Origin of the sequence: Paeniglutamicibacter psychrophenolicus, assembly GCF_017876575.1 — a bacterium.
GTDB lineage: Bacteria > Actinomycetota > Actinomycetes > Actinomycetales > Micrococcaceae > Paeniglutamicibacter > Paeniglutamicibacter psychrophenolicus.
In genome coordinates this window covers 598,638-622,716 of sequence record NZ_JAGIOE010000001.1, presented here as the reverse complement: position 1 = coordinate 622,716, position 24,079 = coordinate 598,638, and the positions used below count along the sequence as shown (strand labels likewise).

Annotated in this window: 18 protein-coding genes; 8 read left to right on the top strand and 10 right to left on the bottom strand. The window is 61.0% G+C overall.

Features of this window, described 5'->3' with window-relative positions; all coding sequences use genetic code 11:
* Positions 1–3,260 precede the first annotated feature (3,260 nt).
* Positions 3,261–3,884: a dihydrofolate reductase family protein gene (locus JOF46_RS02675; protein WP_209905902.1), complete on the top strand. Its 624-nt coding sequence runs from the start codon at positions 3,261–3,263 to the stop codon at positions 3,882–3,884.
* An 885-nt stretch (positions 3,885–4,769) separates the two neighbouring features.
* On the opposite strand, the gene JOF46_RS02670 is transcribed toward JOF46_RS02675, so the two are convergent.
* From JOF46_RS02670 to rpmH, 10 genes are all read right to left on the bottom strand, one after another.
* Positions 4,770–5,111 (bottom strand): YciI family protein, encoded by a 342-nt coding sequence (locus JOF46_RS02670; protein ID WP_209905901.1) that lies wholly within the window; start codon positions 5,109–5,111, stop codon positions 4,770–4,772.
* Between the two features lie 648 nt (positions 5,112–5,759).
* Positions 5,760–6,014 (bottom strand): hypothetical protein, encoded by a 255-nt coding sequence (locus JOF46_RS02665; protein WP_209905900.1) that lies wholly within the window; start codon positions 6,012–6,014, stop codon positions 5,760–5,762.
* Positions 6,015–6,583: 569 nt separating this feature from the next.
* On the bottom strand, positions 6,584–7,795 hold the full coding sequence (locus tag JOF46_RS02660; protein ID WP_209905899.1) for a ParB/RepB/Spo0J family partition protein: 1,212 nt from the start codon (positions 7,793–7,795) through the stop codon (positions 6,584–6,586).
* Between the two features lie 287 nt (positions 7,796–8,082).
* Positions 8,083–9,009, bottom strand: a complete 927-nt coding sequence (locus tag JOF46_RS02655; RefSeq protein ID WP_425355075.1) for a ParA family protein — start codon at positions 9,007–9,009, stop codon at positions 8,083–8,085.
* A gap of 266 nt (positions 9,010–9,275) precedes the next feature.
* The gene (gene rsmG, locus JOF46_RS02650; RefSeq protein WP_113763755.1) at positions 9,276–9,917 is read right to left on the bottom strand and encodes a 16S rRNA (guanine(527)-N(7))-methyltransferase RsmG; all 642 of its coding nucleotides are present in this window, start codon (positions 9,915–9,917) and stop codon (positions 9,276–9,278) included.
* 25 nt (positions 9,918–9,942) lie between these two features.
* Positions 9,943–10,491 (bottom strand): Jag family protein, encoded by a 549-nt coding sequence (locus tag JOF46_RS02645; RefSeq protein ID WP_209905898.1) that lies wholly within the window; start codon positions 10,489–10,491, stop codon positions 9,943–9,945.
* A 2-nt stretch (positions 10,492–10,493) separates the two neighbouring features.
* Entirely contained in the window at positions 10,494–11,459 is a 966-nt protein-coding gene (gene yidC / locus JOF46_RS02640; RefSeq protein WP_209905897.1) for a membrane protein insertase YidC, read from the bottom strand.
* A gap of 15 nt (positions 11,460–11,474) precedes the next feature.
* Positions 11,475–11,834: a membrane protein insertion efficiency factor YidD gene (yidD, locus tag JOF46_RS02635; RefSeq protein ID WP_209912130.1), complete on the bottom strand. Its 360-nt coding sequence runs from the start codon at positions 11,832–11,834 to the stop codon at positions 11,475–11,477.
* Positions 11,818–12,186 (bottom strand): ribonuclease P protein component, encoded by a 369-nt coding sequence (gene rnpA / locus JOF46_RS02630; protein WP_209905896.1) that lies wholly within the window; start codon positions 12,184–12,186, stop codon positions 11,818–11,820. Before rnpA ends, yidD begins: the two co-directional genes overlap by 17 nt.
* Positions 12,187–12,261: 75 nt before the next feature.
* A complete protein-coding gene (gene rpmH, locus JOF46_RS02625) occupies positions 12,262–12,399 on the bottom strand; it encodes a 50S ribosomal protein L34 (protein ID WP_083411456.1) in 138 nt (45 codons plus the stop codon).
* A gap of 501 nt (positions 12,400–12,900) precedes the next feature.
* Between rpmH and dnaA the strand changes: the two genes are divergently transcribed.
* The 7 genes from dnaA to JOF46_RS02590 all read left to right on the top strand — a co-directional run bounded on the left by dnaA (position 12,901) and on the right by JOF46_RS02590 (position 24,030).
* A complete protein-coding gene (gene dnaA, locus JOF46_RS02620; RefSeq protein WP_071216208.1) occupies positions 12,901–14,313 on the top strand; it encodes a chromosomal replication initiator protein DnaA in 1,413 nt (470 codons plus the stop codon).
* Between the two features lie 992 nt (positions 14,314–15,305).
* A complete protein-coding gene (gene dnaN, locus JOF46_RS02615; protein ID WP_209905895.1) occupies positions 15,306–16,436 on the top strand; it encodes a DNA polymerase III subunit beta in 1,131 nt (376 codons plus the stop codon).
* Positions 16,437–16,605: 169 nt separating this feature from the next.
* Positions 16,606–17,808: a DNA replication/repair protein RecF gene (gene recF, locus JOF46_RS02610; protein ID WP_209905894.1), complete on the top strand. Its 1,203-nt coding sequence runs from the start codon at positions 16,606–16,608 to the stop codon at positions 17,806–17,808.
* Positions 17,805–18,356: a DciA family protein gene (locus JOF46_RS02605; RefSeq protein WP_209905893.1), complete on the top strand. Its 552-nt coding sequence runs from the start codon at positions 17,805–17,807 to the stop codon at positions 18,354–18,356. Before recF ends, JOF46_RS02605 begins: the two co-directional genes overlap by 4 nt.
* A 258-nt stretch (positions 18,357–18,614) precedes the next feature.
* The gene (gene gyrB, locus JOF46_RS02600; protein WP_342592338.1) at positions 18,615–20,708 is read left to right on the top strand and encodes a DNA topoisomerase (ATP-hydrolyzing) subunit B; all 2,094 of its coding nucleotides are present in this window, start codon (positions 18,615–18,617) and stop codon (positions 20,706–20,708) included.
* Positions 20,709–20,767: 59 nt separating this feature from the next.
* Entirely contained in the window at positions 20,768–23,458 is a 2,691-nt protein-coding gene (gene gyrA / locus JOF46_RS02595) for a DNA gyrase subunit A (protein ID WP_209905892.1), read from the top strand.
* Positions 23,455–24,030 (top strand): DUF3566 domain-containing protein, encoded by a 576-nt coding sequence (locus tag JOF46_RS02590; RefSeq protein ID WP_071216214.1) that lies wholly within the window; start codon positions 23,455–23,457, stop codon positions 24,028–24,030. The genes gyrA and JOF46_RS02590 overlap by 4 nt, the downstream gene beginning before the upstream one ends.
* Positions 24,031–24,079 lie beyond the last annotated feature (49 nt).

The window sequence follows — 24,079 nt, the reverse complement described above, 5'->3', positions numbered from 1 at the left end:
CCAGGTGCATGCACGTCACGGATTCGTCGGATGCCTACAGTAGCTGTGGCCGCCTCGTACCTTTACTGCTGCGCCAGGGGTCATTTGCGCCCTTCCAGGGATGCTCTCCCTCTTGCCCTTTACGGATCCCTGGCCGATCAAATACTCGTCTGGGAGTTGTGGGGGCACCGTCATTCTCGGCGTCGTCCCTGCTTGCTCAGTGCCAGACCTGGATCACGCGCCAGACAACAGTGGTTCCCAACGAAAACCAGCGAGCACTTGCCCGAAATGCGGCCACTGCCGATCCGCGCCCGCTCCAGCATCCAGACTTCGCCCTGCCTGTGCCCATGGGTGCTGGGCGAGGCTCCCTGTCCCATGGCCCCGACTGACCGATCTGGCAGTGAACTTCTTAACCATTCCACTGAGCAGACTCCCTTGGTTCCCTGTTCTCCGCCCGGTTGAGAGTGCGCAATCGATCTCCACCACCAGAGCGAGGGCATGCAATCCCGATGATTACGGCCTCCGCCGGCAGGGGCGGCCACTGGTGACGTGGTCGCTCCGCCGCCTGTTCGAGACACCGCGTATTTGGTCCGGCGCCGCCAGGTTCGGTGGGGAACTCTCCGGCTCTCGAGGGACGTGTTTGCGGGGCCATCAACAGCCGCGAGACTTCGCAATTTCCTGACTCGCTCTTCATGCTCCGTCTCCCCGTGACGCCACAAGGCGCCCTTGTGCCTCGTATGTGTGCAGTCGTAGACGTGCACCCAGCTCCACTCAGACCTGGCACGGCTGTCCCCGTTGACCATCACGCCAATCCGGCGCAGCAGGCGGGCAGGTCTGTGCTTCCGCGGCATCAAGAGTGACCTGCGCTTGCGGAGGTGTGTCGGCGGGTGCAAGGCAACTACCCGGAGCTATCAGCCGATTCGGCACAGGCACTCGCCTGCTTGCACATCATTGCCGCCGCACTGCCCGCCTGCATGGACCTGCCTGAGCCTCGATAATGTCGAGATAGGCCCATGGCACGATCCGACCAGGATCCCCGAGACTATCGGGGTCGGCTCAGGCCGACGACCTTGAAAACTCCGTGTTGTTTCACGTGAAACAAACGCCCCGCAGCTTGAGTAAAGGTGAGCGCTCTCGCGCGGGTCACCGGTCCCTGCCTCCTCCTTGTTTCACGTGAAACACTTTCGGGCCCCCGTTCGAGATCCCCGCGGCAGTCGCCGTAGGGCAAGGGGAGGCCGGTTCGGCATCCCCCGCGTTTCACGTGAAACATTCCCAGGCGAAATTTCGAACGCTGATTCACGCCCGATGAATATTGCCTGAAGTCGAATCGAACCGTCGGTGGTCACTGTGGGGAGACTTCCTGAGCTGAGGTACCCACTGCCGCACCTCCGATTCCAACGTTTCCCTTGTGGGAAGAACCAGCGTCGTCGGCTTCCTTGCGGAATCGGAGGCGCGGTGAGTGGAAGCCCAGAGCGCACAGATTCCGGTTCAGCTCCTTCGAAATTCTGCAGCCACGAGCTACCTCCGATCCGGTCACGAAGAGGACTGGACCAAGCGAAAATCCTCTATTCCTTTGCGTCGAGATGCGGGGTGCAAAGGGTTCCCTCCGTAGTCCCTGATTAACTGAATGGAGAGCCGAAGCGCTCGACTTCCCTCTTGTGCTCGCGGGCCGGGCGCAAGATCTCGAATCGCTGGAACCCAGCTGAACACCGTGGCAGGATGACATTCAATTTCTGCACCCAAGAATCCAGTCCCGGGGAACCGGCATCGGTGCATGTTATCCCTGCGCGGAGACAGTGCATGAGGTGCGCGATCTCGGGCGGATGTTCCCTCCCCCGTCCGGATGGGTCCCGCATCAAGAGACGTTCTTCGTTGCGTCCGGAAGCCTGACATCGATTCATGCTCCATTCCCATCTTGCGTGTTTCGTACGTAGCACTGCACGGACGAGCTTTTGGTCCTTGGACGGCTTGGAAAGCTAGGCCCATATATTGGCTCACGTTCGGGACGTCATCCGCTCAAGTCCCGTTGAAGTCCGCTCCCCCAACATTGCAGCCAGTGGCTCCAATGGCCCGCAGGAAGACATTCCTCTGGAGTCTGACCATCAGAGCGCTTTTCAAGGCCGAGGCCGAGGCCAGCCCCGTTGCCTCGGCCGATATTCCAGGTGGGCGCGGTCTTAGTGGTACTGCCGGTGACTCTATGCTGAACGCACCCGGGGGAAGAAGGCCTTTGCCCCGCTTCGTGAACCCGCCGGTGTTCATCGCGACGCGGCTTGCCGGCTCAAGTCCCGTCCGGCACGCTGTCGTCCGGGAACCACATACCCTGCACCAGCTTTCCGGAAGCATGGCCGTCAGCTCCTCGTCTCCGCCAATCTCGTCTCGTCAGTGGTCTTCGTCGCTTGCCGTTGGCAGCGCTTGGACGCGATCGCTCCCTCGCCCAACAATGCGCTTGCCTGCCTGCCTATAGTCCTTGGGTGGCAGCAATATTGTCCTTGGGAGCTGCCTGTAAGGCCCCGGATGGAACCCACCCTGCCTCTTTCCGGCATGAGGTGCGGGGCGTGCCGGGGATGGGCCCTGAGTGCCTTCCCATCGGACATTGCCATCACTTGCAGCCGGAAGCCAGGAGAAGGATCCACAGATCGGCCTCGTCGATGTTCTGCAGTCGGTATGCGTAGAAGGACTGCATACAGCGACTACACGTTGGCGACCGTGTCGACGCGTTCATGGCCCCGCCCATCCACGGAACAAAACGGCTCGATAGCAGATCCCTTCAGAATGGGAACCGATGGCGGCCCATAGGTCCCTCAACGGGAGCTACTGGCACTCGCGACAATATGGGCGGTCCCCAAGGAAAATATAGGGTGCTCCCCAGCTACCGAATTCTCATGTTCGTCTTTCAGTGTTCCCCGGTATCAACGTTGTCCTGATCGACCGAACCTTTCTATCGAAAGGAACCGTACGTTTGCCCACCGCACACCTCCATTTGATGAACGCACAGCAACTCGGATCATCTACCTTTCGCTGGGGGCACGCTGCGGCTCCTGAACGCCCTACCGACTACCAAATCCGCATCTGTGCCCACACCGAACCTAACGAACGATTTCCGATCCCTCATCTGCTGATCGGGAACGGATGGAGTCGCGGACTGCCCGAAACAATTTCTGGCTACGGTGGGTGCGATCGCCTCCCTCCGTCGAAACCCGTTGCATCGCACGAATTCCTGAGCCACCCTCGAAGTGGTTCCGCCGACGGAGCGACGACGGGCGACTGAGAAGGAGCACGGCATGGGATTCATCCATATCGACATGTTCGTCAGCCTTGACGGAGTTGCGCAGGCACCAGGCGGTCCGGAGGAGGATACCGAAGACGGTTTCGCTTTCGGCGGTTGGCAGGCCCCGCTCTGGGACGAGGTCGTCGACGATCAAGTCGGTTCCGGGTTGACGGAAATGGATGCCCTGCTGCTTGGGCGTCGGACCTACGATATTTTCGCCTCATACTGGCCTCACCAGGACGGGAACACCGCGCAATTGCTCAACCGTGTACCGAAGTACGTGGCCTCACGCCAGGCACCGATTCTCGGGTGGCACAACTCCACCCTGCTCGGTCCAGATGTCGTCGAAGCCTTGCATGAACTGCGCGACCGGCACGAGAACATCCACGTCATCGACAGCATCGATTTCGTGCAGACCCTCTTCGCCAAGCAACTTTTCGACCGGCTGACACTTTGGGTGTATCCCATCCTCCTCGGAAGTGGAAAGAAGCTCTTCGCCAACGGAGTAGTACCGACGAACCTCAAACTCATCGAACCGGTCGTCGCTTCGCCCAAGGGCGCGGTGATGCACCGATACCTCCTTGCCAATGGCACACCTTCCGTCGGCGAGATGTCATCCGGCGGGCATGAGGATTAGGACATAGTCACGGAGGACCAAGCCGTGATCGGGATGAAGGATCTTGTAGGACGGCGGCCCATCGACGGTTGAGGGATCTTCTCTCGTGGAGGGAACAAGGCGTCCATTCAGCCGACTGGTATTGAATCGGTGCACTCCTTCCAGAGTGCCGTTGTCGGTCCGCCGTGCCGATCTGCACCGAACCGACACAAACGGAATCCCCTCATTGGTGGTGCACGAACCAAACCACATGCTTGGAGCCGCAACTCTTGATTGCACTCCCCCATCAGTGGGATCGAATGGTTCGGTTGCCATGGGTTGGTGACCTGCCAGGAATGTACCGCTGCGCACGGTTCGAACATTGACGGTTTCATTCAGTCCCAAGTGGTCGCCAACAATCAGCAATAGGATCCATGCCAACTACTCCGTCCACGCGGACGCGTTTCACGTGAAACATTTGATCCCGGGACCCTACGTACCTCCACGCAATTCCATCCCCGCTTCCGATGCTGTGGGCAAGCCGCCCCCACTCCGAGTGGGATGTACTGATGCGTGGGAGGGAAATTCAACGTCCTGGAACCAATGTTCCCTCAGGTTTTCCGGCTGTGCGCAATCGCCCGTGTGGGTCACACCCGCCGGTCAAAGGGGAACCCATTGCGGGTTCCGTCGCACCGTACGGACCGGCAGACGTCGACCAGGCTCCCCGGAACGGCGTTCTCCTTCGAGAGACCCAAACTCAGCTGAAGATGGTTGAGCCAGCGGGTGACATCTGGCAAATCGGACCGACTCCAATCGATACGTAGATCAGCGATGCGCCGTCGGCCGGGACCATCCTCCCTAAGTAGGTCGCACATCGTCCATTGTTGGTACCCGGCACACGGCCGGCACTGGCAGAGGTTCCCCTGGTCAGCTGGCCGGGTCATATTGGAACTGCCGGACTTCTTGGGCGCAGCGGCATGCGACGGCGATCTTGGCGGCCCATTCAAGTGCGGATTCGCGCGACGGCAGCTCGAGAACGGTGTAGCCGCCGTTGGGCACCTTGTGGCCCGGGTGTGTTCCCTCGGTGACGGTGCCGTCGCCGGCAACACGGACCGGCTCCACGTTCTCATCGATCCCGCCACTGAAGACATACACGCCTGCAGATTTGGCGTCGTCTATGACGGCATGCGCATCGTGGACCACCGTGTCGAAGTCCTCCTCGGGGAACACCATGGCTTCACCGGGGAACGAGATCAGGTACTTCGTCATTCGGTCACTCCTCTGCTCAGGCAACACCATCCGTCGATGCCACCCTGCGAACCCTTCTGACTTCCAGCCCGATTATGGCCCAGGCGCCCTACAGCGGTCAAGGAAGGGAAGAAGGCCGCGGCTGAGGCATAAAACTTGCCCGAACGGTACCGTGTACAGCACGATTCAACGCACGATCACCTGAAGGTAGGTCATCATTCAGCATCTCCGCATGATCGTGACCGACGGGAGATACCGAGGAATTTTGGCCAATGTTTCCACCCAGGACAAGCTGGAACATTGCGCCGAGCTGTACGAGTGGCGTTCTCGGAGGCCACCAATACTGACGGCGTCTCCGGGACTTGCGCGTGGCAGGCTTGCCAACGAATGGGTGGGAAGGCCAGAACGGTACCGAGGCAAAGCGATTCTACTGGGAAGAGCCGGGCGTCCCACCTTGCTGCCGATCAATGAGAGCTTGTTGGTTCCCGCGGAACGCCACTGCCTCTCGGCATTCATAACGTTGTCCACGCAGATTCGGCGTTAGGACAGGTATCAGCGAAGAGATTCCGGAATCCCAATCACACGTCCTTGAGTGGATTCAGCCACGCGACAGCCTGGATGCGACGTTAAGAGTTTCAACCTGAGTATCCTGCGTTTTGGGGACACCCACTATTGCAGTTGGCGGCCGCTGACTGCTTGGGTCGGAGCCGCTGACTTCCAACGGATCCGCACCTGCTGAACGGCGCCGATTCCCTTGCCCACGTGGTAGTTTCCGGTCGCGCTCCAAATGGTGTTGTGGATGATCCGGTCCATGACCGGGTCGGCGTGGGTGCCGGGGCCGAGCCGCTGGCTACAGTCCCTTCTCAGGCAATGCGTGCAGTCCGCCATCGAGCCGCAGACGCGCACCATGTGCTCGGACAGCATACAGAGACACTTCCCGGCGGCGGGCCCCGGCAACAGCCCATCCATCGTCGGCAAGATTGGCCGCCCTGTTCTACCGGAACTGAATCTTGCCCATCGCCTCTCCCCGTGCAACGGGTCGCCTCGCGGCCAGGACCGCCTGCTCACGGCGCAGAGCCGAACACCCGTTGACGGAAAATGGATCCCGGCAGCGCCACCGGTGGCTCCCAAGGAGAACATCCATCTTTTCCCGGGATGGTCACCGCACGGAATACCGATGGTTCCCGCAGCAGCAAATGTTCACCCTTGCCCCCCGTACGGGGCCTCAGGGGCCCAGGGCGCTGCTGAATGCCCTATGGGCGGGCGCGGCGCCTTGGCTTCGGCAGGCGCCTTCCTGGGCCCGCACGGGCAGGGTTGACGATCCTGTTGGCGGGAGGTGGCTCGGACACAATCACGCAAACACCGCGGGTACGTGACAGCTGGCCGTCAGGGATGCGAAATCGATCCAGTCATGGCCGAATCGGTCCGTGCCCAATTAAAGCAAGACTGCAGTGTTTCACGTGAAACACTGCAGTCTTGTTCAAGAGTCGCGGCTACTTGGCTTCCGCTTCCGGCGACAGGACGCCCATGATGCGGTTGAGGTCATCAACGCTGGCGAACTCAATGCTAACGCGACCCTTCCGGGCCCCGAGCGAGATCTTGACGTTTGTATCCAGCCGATCGGAAAGCGAGGTTGCCAAGAAGTCGAGGCGCTCGTGGCGCTGCGTCTGCTTTGGCGCGGCCGTCTTCCGCGGTTTCTGTTGACCATCGCTCATGGCGACAGCTTCCTCCGTGGCGCGCACCGACATACCCTCGTTGACGATTCGCTGAGCCAACTTTTCAATCTCAACCACGTCGGCGAGCCCCAGCAGAGCACGCGCGTGACCTGCAGAGATAACTCCGACCGCAACCCTGCGCTGTACAAGCGCGGGTAGCTTCATGAGTCGAATGGTATTGGAGATTTGGGACCGAGAGCGACCAATGCGCTCAGACAGGACTTCCTGGGTGCAGGAAAACTCGCTCAGCAGCTGCTGGTAGGCGGCGGCTTCTTCGAGGGGGTTGAGCTGTGATCGGTGCAGGTTTTCCAACAACGCGTCGCGGAGAAGATCATCGTCCTGGGTTTCCCGGACGATTGCTGGAATCGTGGTCAGGCCGGCTGCCTGGGTGGCCCTCCAGCGGCGCTCGCCCATGACAATCTCATAGGGTTCTTTGTCGTTCTCTCGCGACGGACGCACGACGATTGGCTGAAGCAGCCCGACTTCGCGAATGGAATGGACCAATTCGTCCATGTGCTCTTCGTCGAAGTAGGAGCGGGGCTGTTTGCGGTTTGGGTGGATCATGTCCACGGCGATTTCAGCGAAGCTGGCACCAGGTACGTCAACGAGATCGCTAGCAGCAGGTTCAACCACGTCGACCTCCCCCGCGCGACCGGAGGATGCAATGAGGCCGGGCATCTGAGCCCGACGCTTCTTTGCCGCAGCGGACGGCGAGGTCGCCGAGGCAGATTTCTCGGCCGCGACTTCTTCCTCGGTTTTTCCGGGGACAAAGAACATGTCAACGGGGCGAGCCTTCTTGGCGCTCGAGGCAGCTCCAGATGTCTTGCGCTTTGGTGCGATCAGCTCCGCGGTCTTCGTCGAGTTCGCGGTTTTCGTCTTGGATGTTTCACGTGAAACATTCTTAGAAGTTTCGTCCTCAGTCTCCACGACAGGGCTGCTCGAAATCAACGCACCTAGACCTCGTCCTAAACCACGTCGTTTTTCCGACATTGGATGTTACTCCCTTTCGACACCGTTACTACCTTGACCCAAGGCAATTCTACTGGCTGGCCATTGATTGTTAAGGACGCGGCTCACGGGTGTGGCTCGGTCGCCCCTGAAAAGCGATGGTTCTACCCCTACCATCCCCCAGGTCAAGGGGTAAGTCGTGCTAGAACCCGTTTCAGGACACGGATTCGCTTAAACAACTTATTCAGAGAACATTCGGAATAAACACTGGGTGAAGATCACAACACCAACCACCGGTCGAACAATTTGGGCTGTTCGGTCCGGGAAAGCTAGTTGTTTCCTCGCTCCGCAATTTCCGCGGCGGCTTCCAAGTACGAAAGGGCACCGGTGGAACTCGAATCGTACGTAATGACGGTCTGCTGGTAGCTGGGAGCCTCCGAGATCCGAACGCTTCGTGGAATCAGCGCTTGGAGCACCTGATTGGGGAAGTGTTCGCGTACCTCGCTGGCAACCTGTGCGGCGAGGTTCGTCCGTCCGTCGTACATGGTCAGAAGGATCGTCGAAACGGTGAGGTCCGAGTTCAAGTGCTTCTGGATCATCTCAATGTTCTTCAGCAGCTGGCTCAGGCCTTCCAACGCGTAGTACTCACACTGGATAGGAATCAAGACTTCGCGGGCTGCCACGAACGCATTGACCGTCAGGAGTCCCAGGCTTGGCGGGCAGTCAATGAAGACATAGTCCAATCGATCCATGCCGTTTGCGTCCCGGTACTGGGCATACTGCTCCAGTGCGCGACGAAGCCGTTGCTCGCGAGCAACCAGGGACACCAGCTCAATTTCGGCGCCGGCGAGGTGGATCGTTGCTGGCGCAACCGTAAGGTTGTCGATGTTCGGGCAAATGGCAACGACATCAGACAAGGGCATGTCGTTGATGAGCACGTCGTAGATGCTGTCTACGTCCGCGTGGTGTTCGATACCCAGCGCGGTCGAGGCGTTTCCCTGCGGATCGATATCGATCACCAGGACGTTGAGTCCTGCTATGGCCAAGGCGGCAGCGATGTTCACCGTGGTGGTCGTCTTGCCGACGCCACCCTTCTGGTTGCTGACCGTCATGTACCGGGTGGTGTCTGGCTTCGGCAGTTTCCGCCCGCTCAGCTTTTCGCGACGCTTGTGCTCGCTGGCAAGCTGGCTGGCCAATGGAGAACTATCGTCGGTGGTATCGAAAACATTTCGCACTGTCGCAGGTTCCTTCGCCACCACTATGTCCTCCCCATCGGAATCCGTTAACTCCACGGCTTCGCTCTCATCGAGAATCGGCGCCGCGGTAAAAATTGTTTCACGTGAAACAGTTTCAACCTCAATTGAATCAATCGCTTTAGGTTGTTCTTGAATGTTTGATGAACCAAAGCTAGCGAAAAGCGCTGCAAACGGTGGAATCTTGTTAACGCTACGCTTCAAAACGGTTCTCTCTACTAACTCAACAGGTGGCTTGGAGCCACCTGATACAGCCTATCGCGATTGCGCTAGCCTACGTTGATACGCACCACGGTCGTCGGTTCGCTGAGAATGTCTTCTCCCACCGTCACGACCTCGGTCTTGGTTCCGCCCAGGCGGCGAATCACCTTGGCTGCCTTGTCCACTTCCTCGGCCGCGGAGCGCCCCTTGATGGCCAAGACAGTGCCCTTGCCGTGGAGCAGCGGGATGGTGAGCCCGGCAAGGTTCGTCAGGGCCGAAACCGCGCGAGCAGTGGCGAAGTCCGCATTCACATGATCCACGACCTGTTCGGCACGGCCGCGCATCACGGTAACGTTCTCAAGCCCGAGATCCTCAACAACTTCGTGCAACCAGATGCAACGGCGTTCCAACGGCTCGATCAAGGTCAGCTCGAGGTCGGCGCGGGCCAGGGCGAAGGTCAACCCCGGAAGCCCCGCACCGCTGCCGACGTCGGCAACGTGGGCACCCTCATCGATCAAATTGGCAACGACGGCGCAGTTCAAGACATGCCGCGACCACAGCCGTGGGACTTCACGAGGGCCCAGCAGGCCCCGTTCCATGCCGGAGGTGGCCAGGTGCTGAACGTAGCGCTCTGCAAGCTCCAGGCGGTCACCGAACACGGTCCGGGCGGCCTGGCTCTCTTCGGCGGTAAGTTCTACTTCGTTGCTCATAGCGTGTTGTTCCTTGGTTCCGTGCTTAGGAGTCGGCGCGTGAAACGACAATGTGGCGGCGAGGGCCTTCGCCCTCGGACTCGCTGTGCATGCCCAGCGACCCCACGCAATCGTGAACGAGCTTGCGTTCGTAGGCGCTCATGGGCTCAAGGGCCACATCGTCGCCGGTCGATTCGACCTTCGCCACGGCTTCCTCGGCAATGCGCTTGAGCTCGCCGGCACGTCCCTGGCGGTACCCGGTGATGTCCAAGACAAGGCGCGAGCGGTTGCCCGTCGCTGTCAGGACGGCCAGTCGCGTGAGCTCCTGCAGGGAATCCAGGACCTCGCCCTTGGAGCCGATCAGACGACGCAGGGATGCCTCGTCTTCGGGCTCACCTGCGATTGAGATATAGGTTCGTCCACCACGGACTTCAATGTCGATGTCGCCGTCGAGATCGGCGATGTCCAGCAGTTCCTCGAGGTAGTCCGCGGCGATGTCGCCTTCTTCCTCGATGCTGCTGGCAGCATCGAGAACATCGGTTTCCTCCGCCGGAATTGCGGTCTCGATAGCGTCGCTCTGCTCAACATTGCTCATGGCTACTTCTTCTTCCTGTTCTTGCGCTGTGGCTGGACGCGCTGCACCTTTGGTTCTTCGACAATCGCTTCCGCGGCATCCGCGTCGGCCTTCTTCTGCCCCATCGGGGGAAGGCCCTTGGCGGCGCGGCGCTCATTGAGTTCGCGCTCAGCCTGTGAACCCGGAGTCGGGTTGTTGCGAATGACGTAGTACTGCTGGGCCAAGGTCCACACGTTGGTGGCCGTCCAGTAGATCAGAACACCGATCGGGAAGTTGATGCCACCGATGCCGAAGACCAACGGAAGGATGTACAACATGATCTTCTGCTGCTGCATGAAGGGGCCTTCGAGGGCTTCCTTCGTCATGTTCTTGGACATGATCTGCTTCTGCGTAATGAACTGCGAGGCGGTCATCGCCAGAATCATCACGATGGCCACGACAATGACCGCGCCATTGATCGGTCCATCGGAGTTGATGGTCCCAAGGAAGGTTTCGGAGAGTCGGGCGCCGAAGATCGAGGAATTGTCGAAACTGTGAATGTCAGCGGCCGACAGCTTGCCGACGCTTTCGCCGGCGGCGCTGGCCTGGGAGGCGCTGTTCAGAACGCGGAAGAGCGCGAAGAAGAACGGCATCTGGACGAGCATCGGCAGGCATGAAGACAGCGGGTTGGTCTTGTGCTTCTTGAACAGGGCACGCTGCTCGGCGATCATCGCCTGCTGCGAAAGCTGGTCCTTCTTGCCCTTGTACTTGGCCTGGAGCTTGCGCAGGTCAGGCTGAAGCGCCTGCATGGCGCGCTGGGCCTTGATCTGCTTCACGAACACAGGGATCAGTGCGGTACGAATCAACAACACCAGGAAGATGATGGACAGCGTCCATGTCCAACCGGAGCTGGGATCCATGCCAATGAAAGTGAACAGTTCGTGGAAGGCCCAAAGGATCCACGAGACTACGTACCGAAACGGGGTCAGTATCAGGTCAAGGAAGTTCATTACCGGTCATGCTCCTCAGGCCGCGTCTGCGGCGTCTTCGTCGGCGGGAATCGGAGGATGATTCAACACCATGATCTTGGGGGTCTTGCCTTCTGGCCAAATCCGCCGGCCTTCGGGAACGTAATCGATCCCGCCATGGCTAAACGGATTACATCGTAAGACACGCCAGATGGTTAGTCCGATGCCTTTGACGGCTCCATGAACCGTAACCGCTTCAAGGCCGTAAGCCGAGCAGCTGGGAAAATAGCGACAAACATCGCCGTAGATCGGCGAAATGATCCTGCGATAAACCATGAGGAAACCGATGATGAGGTTTCTGGGGATATCAATCAGGAACCAGAGGATCCCTGTTCTGGGCCTAGAATCCTTTTTCACGCTTCGCACCTGCCTTAGGAACAACCGAACCAAGCCCGGAACGGACTTGCTGGCTAAGCTCGTCCCAATCGATGTCCGCGGAACCAGGCAATGCCCGGAGCACGACATCGAGGCCGGTGGCATCCGCAGTGAACTGCGCGGCCAGTGCACGCATTCGTCGCCTAACGAGATTGCGCTGCACGGCATTGCCAACGGCCTTGGAAACGATAAAACCAAAACGGTTATTGCCCTGGGGTTCTTCAGAACGAACCCGTGCATATAGCACTACGTTCCGGCGCCCAGTGCGGGCGCCGGAACGTACAGTGGCTGTAAAGTCCTGCGAAAGGCGCAGTCGTTGATTCTTTGGCAACACGACGTCACGCGTCGAGTCTGAAAAACAAAGAACCCACGAAAACCTGCGCTATTTCAGGACAGTAGTGCTTAATGGTTATGCAGAAAGTTCGACGCGACCCTTGGCACGGCGGGTTGCCAAAATGGCACGGCCTGCACGGGTACGCATACGAAGTCGGAAACCGTGCTTCTTGGCACGACGACGGTTATTCGGCTGAAAAGTCCGCTTGCTCACGGTAGTAACTCCAAGACGATCATGTGATGCGCCTTGCCCGTTGCTAATAAGTAGGGAAGAACAGGCCGACGCTCGTATTCAGGTGGCCCTTGTGGACTGCTCCGCGCATTCGACAATCCGAAGACTTTCAAAGGCACCTCACAGTGCCAAAAGTGCACACATAGGACTACACAACGATAGGGGTGGAAGTGAAGGTACGTCAAATTGAGCCCATTCACATCCCACCCACGCCCTGTGCACTATGTGATCTTAATTGTGGATACCGCGGTGGATAAGCGTGCAAAATACCCGAATACTGGCTCTGACGCCCTTGTCCTGGATCTCAATTTTTACTTGCAACCACGCTGTTTTGCAAGCCCTCAAGAGATATCCACCTCAAGTTATCCACCGGCTGTGCATAACGCTGTGGATGACCGCTAGAATCATCTGGTTGGGGTTCGGCAGTTGAGGACCCCATTCGTCGCCCGTTTGGTCGATGTAACAGAACGAAGGGGCCTAATTGTGAGCACGGACGAGACCAACAGTGTCGGCAGTGCCTGGCGCCAGGTAGTTCGACATATCGAACAAGACGACCGTGTAACGCCCATGCAGCGTGCCTTCGCTGCCCTGGCGCAGCCCCAGGGGCTCATCGGAACGACGCTCTTGCTGGCGGTCCCCAACGAGTTGACCCGTGATGTTCTTCAAACCCAGCTCAAGGATCCCCTTGAACAGTCGTTGAAGCTCGTCTTCCAATCGGATATCCGGTGTGCGTTCAGCATCGACTCCGATTTGCTCCCGGAAGAAGCGCCGGCTCCCCCTGTTGAATTGCCCCCGGTTCCCAAGGCACGCATCAGCGATGTCCTCCCGCAGCCGTCGCCACCGTCGAATTCCCAGGAATTCGGCCGCCTGAACCCCAAGTACATTTTCGATACCTTCGTGATCGGCTCTTCCAACCGTTTCGCCCACGCCGCAGCGGTGGCAGTCGCAGAGGCCCCGGCCAAGGCCTACAACCCGTTGTTCATCTATGGCGATTCCGGCTTGGGCAAGACCCACCTGCTGCATGCCATTGGCCACTACGCCCGCCACCTGTATAACGGGATCCGGGTCCGCTACGTAAATTCCGAGGAATTCACGAACGACTTCATCAACTCCATTCGTGACGACGAAGGCGCGAGCTTCAAGCAGACCTATCGGAACGTGGACATCCTGCTCATTGACGACATCCAGTTCTTGGCCAACAAGGATGCCACCCAGGAAGAGTTCTTCCACACCTTCAACGCCCTGCATAACCACAACAAGCAGGTTGTCATCACCTCGGACCTCCCGCCCAAGCAGCTGTCCGGGTTCGAAGACCGCATGCGCTCCCGTTTTGAATGGGGCCTGCTCACGGATATCCAGCCTCCGGAGCTTGAAACCCGCATTGCCATTCTGCGCAAGAAGGCCACAGCGGAGAATCTGTCCGCACCCGACGAGGTCATGGAATACATCGCTTCAAAGATCTCCACGAATATCCGCGAGCTCGAGGGCGCGTTGATCCGGGTGACTGCATTTGCCTCGCTCAACAACCAAACCGTGGACATGAGCTTGGCCGAAACGGTCCTGAAGGACTTGATCACCGACGAAGGTGCCCAGGAAATCACGCCGGCGACCATCGTTGCCCAGACTGCCGAGTACTTTAATCTCACGATTGAAGAGCTCACCAGCAAGTCCAGAACCCGGACCTTGGTGACCGCACGGCAAATCGCCATGTATCTCCTGCGTGAGCTGACCGATATGTCGCTGCCAAAGATCGGCCAGGAACTTGGCGGTCGCGACCACACCACCGTGATTCACGCCGATCGCAAGATTCGCGAACTCATGGCGGAACGTCGGGCCATTTTCAACCAGGTCACCGAGCTGACCAACCGAATCAAGCAACGGCAGCGCGAAGGCTAAGACCTCCAGGAATCCGATAACCACAGGTGTGGATAAACCTGTGGATGATTAAGTGGACTACCTCGATCTTCTGCGGATAACTCCATGGTCTCCTGTGGATCCCTTAATTCACGCGGAAAGTTGTCCACGGGGGCGTGACACTGAGTGTCACGCCCAATCACATGTTGTGCACATGCATAATCGGTGCGTTCCCGCGGCCATGGACGGTTATCCACAGTATCCACAGGGGTTATTAACACTACTAACCCCTTTCTTCTTATTCACCCAGATAACAAGTCCCCTTTTGCCCCGAACGACCAAAATCGGCCAAATGACCCAGATTTGGGTCGTAGTCGTTGGAGAGTTCTTCGCCAGGACCAAGCCCGTTTCCAACTGAAAGATTCACGCACGAACGAATCTCTTGGTTCGATGCCGGTCCCCTCGGCCCCTGATGCTTTTCACTTTCGAGGGCAGGGGCCTCCTTCCGGCCTTCTCTGCCCGGGCTTTCCGGCACGCGTCCAGGAATTGAACTTCCGGGAATGACTCGTTTGCCGTTTCCAGGTCTGTGCCCGTCTCATCGATCGTCGAATGCCCTCTGCCGGTCCGCTACTCCGACAGAGCCCGCATTCCCAAGCCCACTGCGTCGCAGTTGAAAACAACGAGCCCCCAATTTTGTTGAAACACCGCATCTTGCTCGCCGGTCCTAAAAAGACCTTGACTCTGGATTGGGAGCGTTCACTTCCAAGATCGGTCCTTGGCCATGCGCAGTCTTCGGATTTTTGTGGTCCCACGATGCTGCCCGGGAACGACCGCCGGGGTGCTTGCTCGTTGATCACCAAAAACCGGTATGCTCGAAGGCTGTGCCGTAGTTCTGCCAACCAACGCAGTCGGTTCACCAAGCAAGCTTGCAAACTCACCTCGTGCCCAGAAACAGTTCTGGTCTCGATTTTCAGGACGCTAAGCTTGCTTCAAGTCATGTACTGTCGACTTCGTCGTGAAAGGCGGAACACTTCGTGAAGTTCAGCGTTGAAAAGGATGTATTGGCCGAAGCCGTATCCTGGACCGCCCGTTCCCTTTCCCAACGGCCGCCTTCCCCAGTGCTTTCAGGCATCCTGATCACTGCAACGGCCGGCACCGTTTCCCTGGCCGGGTTCGACTACGAAATCTCCGCCCACCTCGAAATTGCGGCGGATGTCGCTGCAGAGGGAACCATCTTGGTATCCGGCAAGTTGCTGGCCGAAATTTGCCGCAGCCTCCCTAACGCGACCGCGGTCATCGAAACCGACGGCACGAAGGTCACGCTAACTTGCGGCCGTAGCCGATTCCACCTGGCCACGATGCCGGTGGCCGAATACCCGGAACTTCCAGTGCTTCCGGAGGTGACGGGCGTTGTCGATGGCGAGGCCTTTGCCCACGCAATCAACCAGGTCATCGTTGCTGCCTCCAAGGACGACACCTTGCCGATCCTGACCGGCGTCAAGATGGAAATCGAAGACGACTTGATCACCTTCCTCGCCACGGACCGTTACCGCCTGGCCATGCGCGAGGTCCACTGGAAGCCGTCGAAGTCAGGGATTTCAACTTCCGCACTGGTCAAGGCCAAGACCCTGAACGAGGTCGCCAAGACCCTGGGCTCGGCCGGCGAATTGAAGATCGCGCTGGGCGAAGGCAACGAACTCATCGGTTTCGAAAGTGGAAACCGCCGCACCACCTCGTTGCTTGTTGACGGTGACTACCCCAAGATCCGTTCGCTGTTCCCCGAGAACACGCCAATCCATGCCACGGTGCGGACCTCCGATCTCATGGAAGCGGTCCGTCGAGTAGCGGTTGTTGCCGAACGCAACACCCCGGTGCGGCTCTCCTTCACCGGCGGCCAGCTCTCGCTTGATGCCGGTACCGGCGAAGACGCCCAGGCTGAGGAATCCATCGAGGCGCAGATCGACGGCGAGGAAATCACCGTCGCTTTCAACCCCGCCTACCTGAGCGAGGGACTGAACGCCTTCGACAGCGAATTCGTGCGTTTCTCCTTCACCAGCGCCCCCAAGCCGGCCATGATGACTGCCCAGTCTTCCCTGGACGGACAGGACAGCGACCAGTACCGCTACCTGGTCATGCCGGTGCGCCTACCAAACTTGCCCAATTAGGTTGCCTGCGGGGGAAAACACGGTTTTCCTTCCCGTCGCAATCTCGTGTTCGGCCGCTCCACGTTCGCTCCAAACGGAGCGGCCGAACACAACTTTTCTTGGCGGTTTCCACCAAGCCTTTGTCATCCGATCGACGGCATCCCGCCCGATCCCATCGCAGGACGTTTAGGTGTATATCTCACATGTCTCTCTCACCGACTTCCGCTCCTATGCGCAAGCCGATGTCGAGCTGGGACCTGGCACCAACGTACTTGTAGGTTCCAATGGCGTCGGCAAGACCAACATTGTTGAAGCCATTGGCTATCTCGCAACACTTTCGTCCCACCGGGTCACCAATGACGCACCGCTGCTGCGTTTCGGCACCGACCGGGCACTGGTCCGGGCAAGGGTTCAGCGCGCCAAGCTGGTGACCACGCTCGAGGTGGAAATCACCGCCGGCAAGGCAAACCGGGCCAGGATCAACCGGGCCAACCCCGTGCGTGCCCGCGACATCCTCGGCATCGTGCGGACCGTGCTCTTTGCGCCGGAGGACCTGGCCCTGGTCAAGGGCGATCCATCGAACCGGCGCCGGTTCCTGGATGAATTGCTGGTCACGCTGCGTCCGGGCGAGGCAGCCACCCGAGGGGACTACGAACGCGTCCTGAAGCAGCGCAACGCCCTGCTGAAATCCGCACGCGCCGGCGGCAAGCTTTCCACCGCACACGAATCCACGCTCGACGTCTGGGACACCCACCTGGCACGGGCCGGAGCCCGGGTGCTGCGCGGGCGGCTCCAGATCCTCAGCCTGCTGTCCCCGTACATGGGTGCCGCATACGCTTCACTGGCCGATGCCAACAAGGAAGCCCGTGCCTACTACCAATGCACGGTGATGGCCGATTTCGATGCCGAGGACTCCCCCGCCGAGGCCCCGTCCGGCGAGGACGGCACCTCCAGGGTGGCCCCGGCCGCGCTGCTGGACGCCACCATTGAGGAACTGGAGGAAATGTTCCTCGCGGCGCTGTTGAACACCCGTGCCAAGGAACTCGAGCGCGGCATCACCCTGGTCGGGCCGCACCGCGACGATGTCCTGCTGACCCTGGGCAGCGCCCCGGCCAAGGGATACGCCAGCCACGGAGAGACCTGGTCGCTGGCCCTGGCCCTGCGGCTTGCCGCCTACAAGGTCATGGGCGAGGACGACCCGCGCCCCGGCGCCGGACCGATCCTGATCCTGGACGACGTCTTTGCCGAACTCGATGCCACCAGGCGCACCCGGCTGGCCTCCATCGTGGCCGGCGCCGACCAGGTGATCGTCACCGCCGCGGTCGCCTCGGACGTGCCCGAGGAGCTCGGCGGCATCTTCCTGAAGGTCAGCCCGGGAGTCGTGAGCTCGTGAGCGAGGAGAAGGACCCGCATGCCCCCGAGGCGCTGGATGCATCCCGCGCCATCCTCAACCGCATGCGCGAATCCGCCCTCAGCCGCGGCGAAGCCCGGATAGATGCGGCCAAGGCCGCAAAATTCGAGGAAAACGCCGCTGCACGCAAGGCCAAGCGGCGGGCCAGCGCCGCACCGGCGAAATACACCGACGGGCGCGACCCCCAGGAAATAGGCAACCTCTTTGGCAAGATCGTCCGGGACCGCGGCTGGAGCGCTCCGGTGGCCGTGGGTTCGGTGCTCTCGCGCTGGGCAGAACTGGTGGGCCCGCAGATTGCCGCGCACTGCAACCCAGAGTCCTTCGAGGATTCCACCGTGGTGGTGCGCTGCGACTCCACGACCTGGGCCACCCAGATGCGCCTGCTCTCGCACGAACTGCTCAAGCATTTCGACAAGGAACTGGGCCACGGCGTGATCACCGTGATCCGGGTCCTGGGCCCGGCGGCACCCACCTGGCGGCATGGCGGACGCTCGGTCAAGGGCCGCGGTCCGCGCGACACCTACGGCTAGGAAAACCAAAACGCGTAGCTGGCCCACTGGCGCGCTCACAGCGCACAAAGCACATAGCCCCCCACTTGAGGCCGAACCAATCGCTCCTAAGTATGCTTGGCGGCCATTGGCGGCATGTTGCCGCCGGTCAATGTCCGATTATTTTGGCGATACGCGGTAGAATTGGTACAGGCGTTTTGTCAGTGCGACAAGACGCTGGTTCATGATCGGACACCTTCGGTGTTCGGCCTTCCACTGTTTGAGGAGTCTGTAGCACCTGTGTCTACCGATAACACCACACCCCAGGAACCAATCGATTCCGTCCAGGCCGACGAATCCCCCGCTGCCCCGCCGGCGGAAGAGCATGTCAACGGGAGGGTGGAACACACCTACGGCGCCCAGGACATCACGGTTCTTGAGGGCCTCGAAGCGGTGCGCAAGCGCCCCGGCATGTATATCGGTTCCACCTCGGCGCGCGGCCTGCACCACCTGGTCTACGAAGTCGTGGACAACTCGGTCGACGAGGCCCTGGCCGGGCACTGCGACCACATCAAGATCGCCCTGCGCGAAGACGGCGGCGTCCGCGTGGAAGACAACGGCCGCGGCATCCCCGTGGACATCCACCCCACCGAGGGCAAGCCCACCGTCGAGGTCGTCATGACGATCCTGCACGCCGGCGGCAAGTTCGGCGGCGGCGGCTACGCGGTCTCCGGCGGCCTGCACGGCGTGGGCATCTCCGTCGTCAACGCGCTCTCCTCGCGCGTGGACACCGAGATCCGCCGCCAGGGCCATGTCTGGCGCATGTCCTTCGCGGACGGCGGCAAGCCCCAGGGCACCCTCGTCAAGGGCGAGGAATCCGAGGACACCGGCACCATCCAGACGTTCTACCCGGACGCATCGATCTTCGATTCGATCGACTTCGACTTCGAGACCCTGCGGGCCCGCTTCCAGCAGATGGCATTCCTGAACAAGGGCCTGCGGATCACCCTCACCGACGAGCGGGTGCTGGCCGACGACGGCGACGAGATCGCGACGGACACCGACGAGGCCAACGACGCCGCCCCGAAGCACCGAGTCGTGGACTACCTCTACAAGGACGGTCTGCTGGACTACGTCAAGCACCTGAACTCCGCCAAGAAGGTCGAGCTCGTCCACGAGGACGTCATCGCCTTCGAATCAGAGGACACGTCCAAGGGCATCAGCGTCGAGGTGGCGATGCAGTGGACCAACTCGTACTCCGAGTCGGTGCACACCTATGCCAACACCATCAACACCCACGAGGGCGGCACCCACGAAGAGGGCTTCCGCGCCGCAATGACCTCGCTGATCAACCGCTATGCGCGCGAGAAGACGATCCTGCGCGAAAAGGACGACAACCTCACGGGCGACGACATCCGCGAGGGCCTCACCGCCGTCATTTCCGTCAAGCTTGCCGAACCGCAGTTCGAGGGCCAGACCAAGACCAAGCTGGGCAACTCGATGGCCAAGGGCTTCGTCCAGGGCGTGGTCAACGACGAGCTCGGCGACTGGCTCGAGCGCAACCCGAACACCGCCCGCGACATCATCCGCAAGGCACTGCTGGCCTCGCAGGCCCGCATGGCCGCACGCAAGGCCCGCGACAACGCCCGACGCAAGTCCCCGTTGGAGTCCTTCGGCATGCCCGGCAAGCTCTCGGACTGCTCCTCGAAAAACCCCGCAGAGTGCGAGGTCTTCATCGTGGAGGGCGACTCCGCAGGCGGCTCGGCCAAGCGCGGACGCAACCCGCACACCCAGGCCATCCTGCCGCTGCGCGGCAAGATCCTGAACGTCGAGCGCGCACGGCTGGACCGCGCGCTGGGCAATGCCGAGGTCCAGGCCATGATCACCGCGTTCGGCACGGGCATCGGCGAGGAATTCGACATGGCCAAGCTGCGGTACCACAAGATCGTGCTGATGGCAGATGCCGACGTCGACGGCCAGCACATCACCACGCTGCTGCTGACCCTGCTCTTCCGCTTCATGCGCCCGCTGATCGAAAACGGCTACGTGTACCTGGCGATGCCGCCGCTGTACCGCATCAAGTGGTCCAACTCCCCGCACGAGTACGTGTACTCGGACAAGGAACGCGACGACGCGCTGGTCACCGGCGCCGCGAAGTCCAAGCGCCTGCCCAAGGACAACGGCATCCAGCGCTACAAGGGCCTGGGCGAGATGGACTACTCGGAACTCTGGGACACCACCATGGATCCCGAGCACCGCACGCTGCGCCAGATCACGATGGACGACGCCGCCGCGGCGGACCAGATCTTCTCCGTGCTGATGGGCGAGGACGTCGAGTCACGTCGAAACTTCATCCAGCAAAACGCCAAGGACGTGCGCTTCCTGGACATCTAGTCCAGCCCCGCCGCCGACACGCGTTTCAGACACAGACTTTTGACTAGAGGAAGAAATCGATGAGCGATCAGACTCCCGAAAACCCGCAGGACAACACCGCAGGCACCGGCGAACCCATCGAGGGCGCGGTGATCGACGATGCCGTCGTGGTTGCCACCGGCCACGACAAGATCGACCAGATCGACCTGCAGACCGAGATGCAGCGCTCCTACCTTGACTACGCCATGGCGGTCATCGTGGGACGCGCGCTGCCGGACGTGCGCGACGGGCTCAAGCCCGTGCACCGCCGCGTGATCTACGCGATGTACGACGGCGGCTACCGCCCCGACCGCTCGTACAACAAGTGCGCCCGCGTCGTCGGCGAGGTCATGGGCCAGTACCACCCGCACGGCGACACCTCGATCTACGATGCATTGGTGCGCTTGATCCAGGATTGGACCATGCGCTACCCGCTGGCCCTGGGACAGGGCAACTTCGGCTCCCCCGGCAACGACGGCGCCGCCGCCCCGCGTTACACCGAAACCAAGATGTCCCAGCTGGCCATGGAAATGGTCCGGGACATCAACGAAGACACCGTCGACTTCCAGGACAACTACGACGGCAAGAACCAGGAACCCACGATCCTGCCGGCGCGCTTCCCGAACCTGTTGGTCAACGGCTCGGCCGGGATCGCGGTGGGCATGGCCACCAACATCCCGCCGCACAACCTGCGCGAGGTCGCCTCCGGCGTCCAGTGGTACCTGGAAAACCCCGAGGCGTCCCGCGAGGAACTGCTCGAGGCCCTGATGCTGCGCATCAAGGGCCCGGACTTCCCCACCGGCGCGATGATCCTGGGCACCAAGGGCATCTCCGATGCCTACCGCACCGGCCGCGGCTCGATCACCATGCGCGCGGTGGTTTCCGTCGAGGAACTGCAGGGACGCACCTGCCTGGTCGTCACCGAACTGACCTACCAGGCCAACCCGGACAACCTGGCCGTGAAGATCGCCGAGCTGGTCAAGGACGGCAAGGTTGCCGGCATCGCCGACCTGCGCGACGAGACTTCGGGCCGCACCGGCCAGCGCCTGGTCATCGTGCTCAAGCGCGATGCCGTGGCCAAGGTCGTGCTCAACAACCTCTACAAGCACACCGAACTGCAGTCCAACTTCTCCGCGAACATGCTCGCGATCGTCGACGGGGTGCCGCGCACGCTGTCCATCGACGCATTCATCCGCCACTGGGTCAACCACCAGATGGAAGTCATCGCCCGACGCACCGCCTACCGGCTGCGCAAGGCCGAGGAGGAAGCGCACATCCTGCGCGGCCTGCTCAAGGCCCTGGACGCGCTGGACGAGGTCATCGCGCTGATCCGCCGCTCCAACACCACCGAGGCCGCGCGCGACGGGCTGATGGAGCTGCTGTCCATCGACGAGCTGCAGGCCCGGGCCATCCTGGACATGCAGCTGCGCCGCCTGGCCGCCCTGGAACGCCAGAAGATCCAGGACCGGCACTCCGAGCTCGAGCTGGAAATCGCCGAATACAAGGCGATCCTTGCCGATCCGCAGCGCCAGCGCACCATCATCTCCGAGGAACTCGCCGAGATCGTCGAAAAGCACGGCGATGACCGCCGCACCAAGGTGCTGATGGGTTACGACGGCGACATGAGCGTCGAGGACCTGATCCCCGAAGAGGAAATGGTCGTCACCATCACCCGCGGCGGCTACGTCAAGCGCACCCGGAGCGACAACTACCGCTCGCAGCACCGCGGCGGCAAGGGCATCAAGGGCGCACAGCTGCGCGGCGACGACGTGGTTGAGCACTTCTTCGTCACCACCACGCACAACTGGCTGCTGTTCTTCACCAACCACGGCCGTGTGTACCGCACCAAGTGCTACGAGCTCGCCGAGGCCGGGCGCGACGCCAAGGGCCAGCACGTGGCCAACGTGATGGCCTTCCAGCCCGACGAGCACATTGCCCAGGTCCTTGACCTGCGCAACTACGAGCAGGCCCCGTACCTGGTGCTCGCCACCCGCAACGGCCTGGTCAAGAAGACCCGGCTGGCCGACTACGACACCAACCGCACGGCCGGGGTCATCGCGATCAACCTGCGCGAGGGAGACGAACTCGTCTCCGCGCAGCTGATCTCCGAGACCGACGACCTGATGCTGGTCTCGCGCAAGGGCCAGTCGGTGCGCTTCACCGCCACCGACGAGGCACTGCGCCCGATGGGCCGCGCGACCAGCGGCGTGACCGGCATGAAGTTCCGCAACGAGGACGAATTGCTCGCCGCGGACGTGGTTTCCGAGGATTCCTATGTGTTTGTCGTCACCGAGGGCGGCTACGCCAAGCGCACCTCCGTGAACGAATACCGCGTGCAGTCCCGCGGCGGCATCGGCATCAAGGTCGCCAAGCTCGCCGAGGACCGCGGCGACCTCGTCGGCGCACTGATTGTCAATGATGAGGACGAGGTTCTGGTGGTCATGGAGGGCGGCAAGGTCGTCCGTTCCGACGTTTCGCAGGTTCCTGCCAAGGGTCGCGACACCATGGGCGTGATCTTTGCCAAGCCGGACAAGAAGGACCGCATCATCGCCGTTGCGAAGAACACCGAACGCGGCCTCGGAGAGAATCCCGAGGAAGATGCAGTACCGTTGAACGCGGAAAAGACACAAGAAACGGCCTCCGAGGCCCTGCCGGGTGATGAAAACCCCGCGGGAACCGAGGAAAACCTTGGGCATGACGACGAGGCCACCAACGACGGAGGTAACGCGTGAGCACCCCGAATACGCCCCGCCCGGCGGGCGGCACTGGTGGCACCCGTCCCGCACCGCCACGACAGGCACCCGTAGGCGCCCAGCGTCCCGCAGGAGCGCCGCGACCGGGCACGGCACCGCGCCCCGCAGGTGCGCAGCAGCGACCCGCAGGCGCTCCCCGCCCCGGGGCGCCGCGCCCGCAGCAGCTGGTCCGCCCGGCCCCCAAGGCCAAGGTCCGCAAGGCCCGCCTGCTCATTTCCAAGGTCGACCCCTGGTCGGTGTTGAAGATGGCGTTCCTGCTGTCGGTGGCCCTGGGCATCGTGACCGTCGTTGCTTCAGTGGTCTTCTGGTCGGTTCTTGATTTGACCGGGATTTTCGCGTCGATCAACGGCCTGGTCGGCGAGATCGTCGGCACCGAAGGCGGATTCGACCTGATGAAGATCGCATCCCTCGGCCAGGTCGCCTCGTTCGCCACCATCATCGCCGTGGTGAATGTGGTATTGCTCACGGCGCTCTCGATGCTCGCGGCGGTGCTCTACAACCTCTCCTCGACCCTGGTTGGCGGCATCGGTGTGACACTCACCGACGATTAATTCGCGGAAACACGCCAATAGTCGGCCCTCGAAGCCCCTTGTGAAGGGT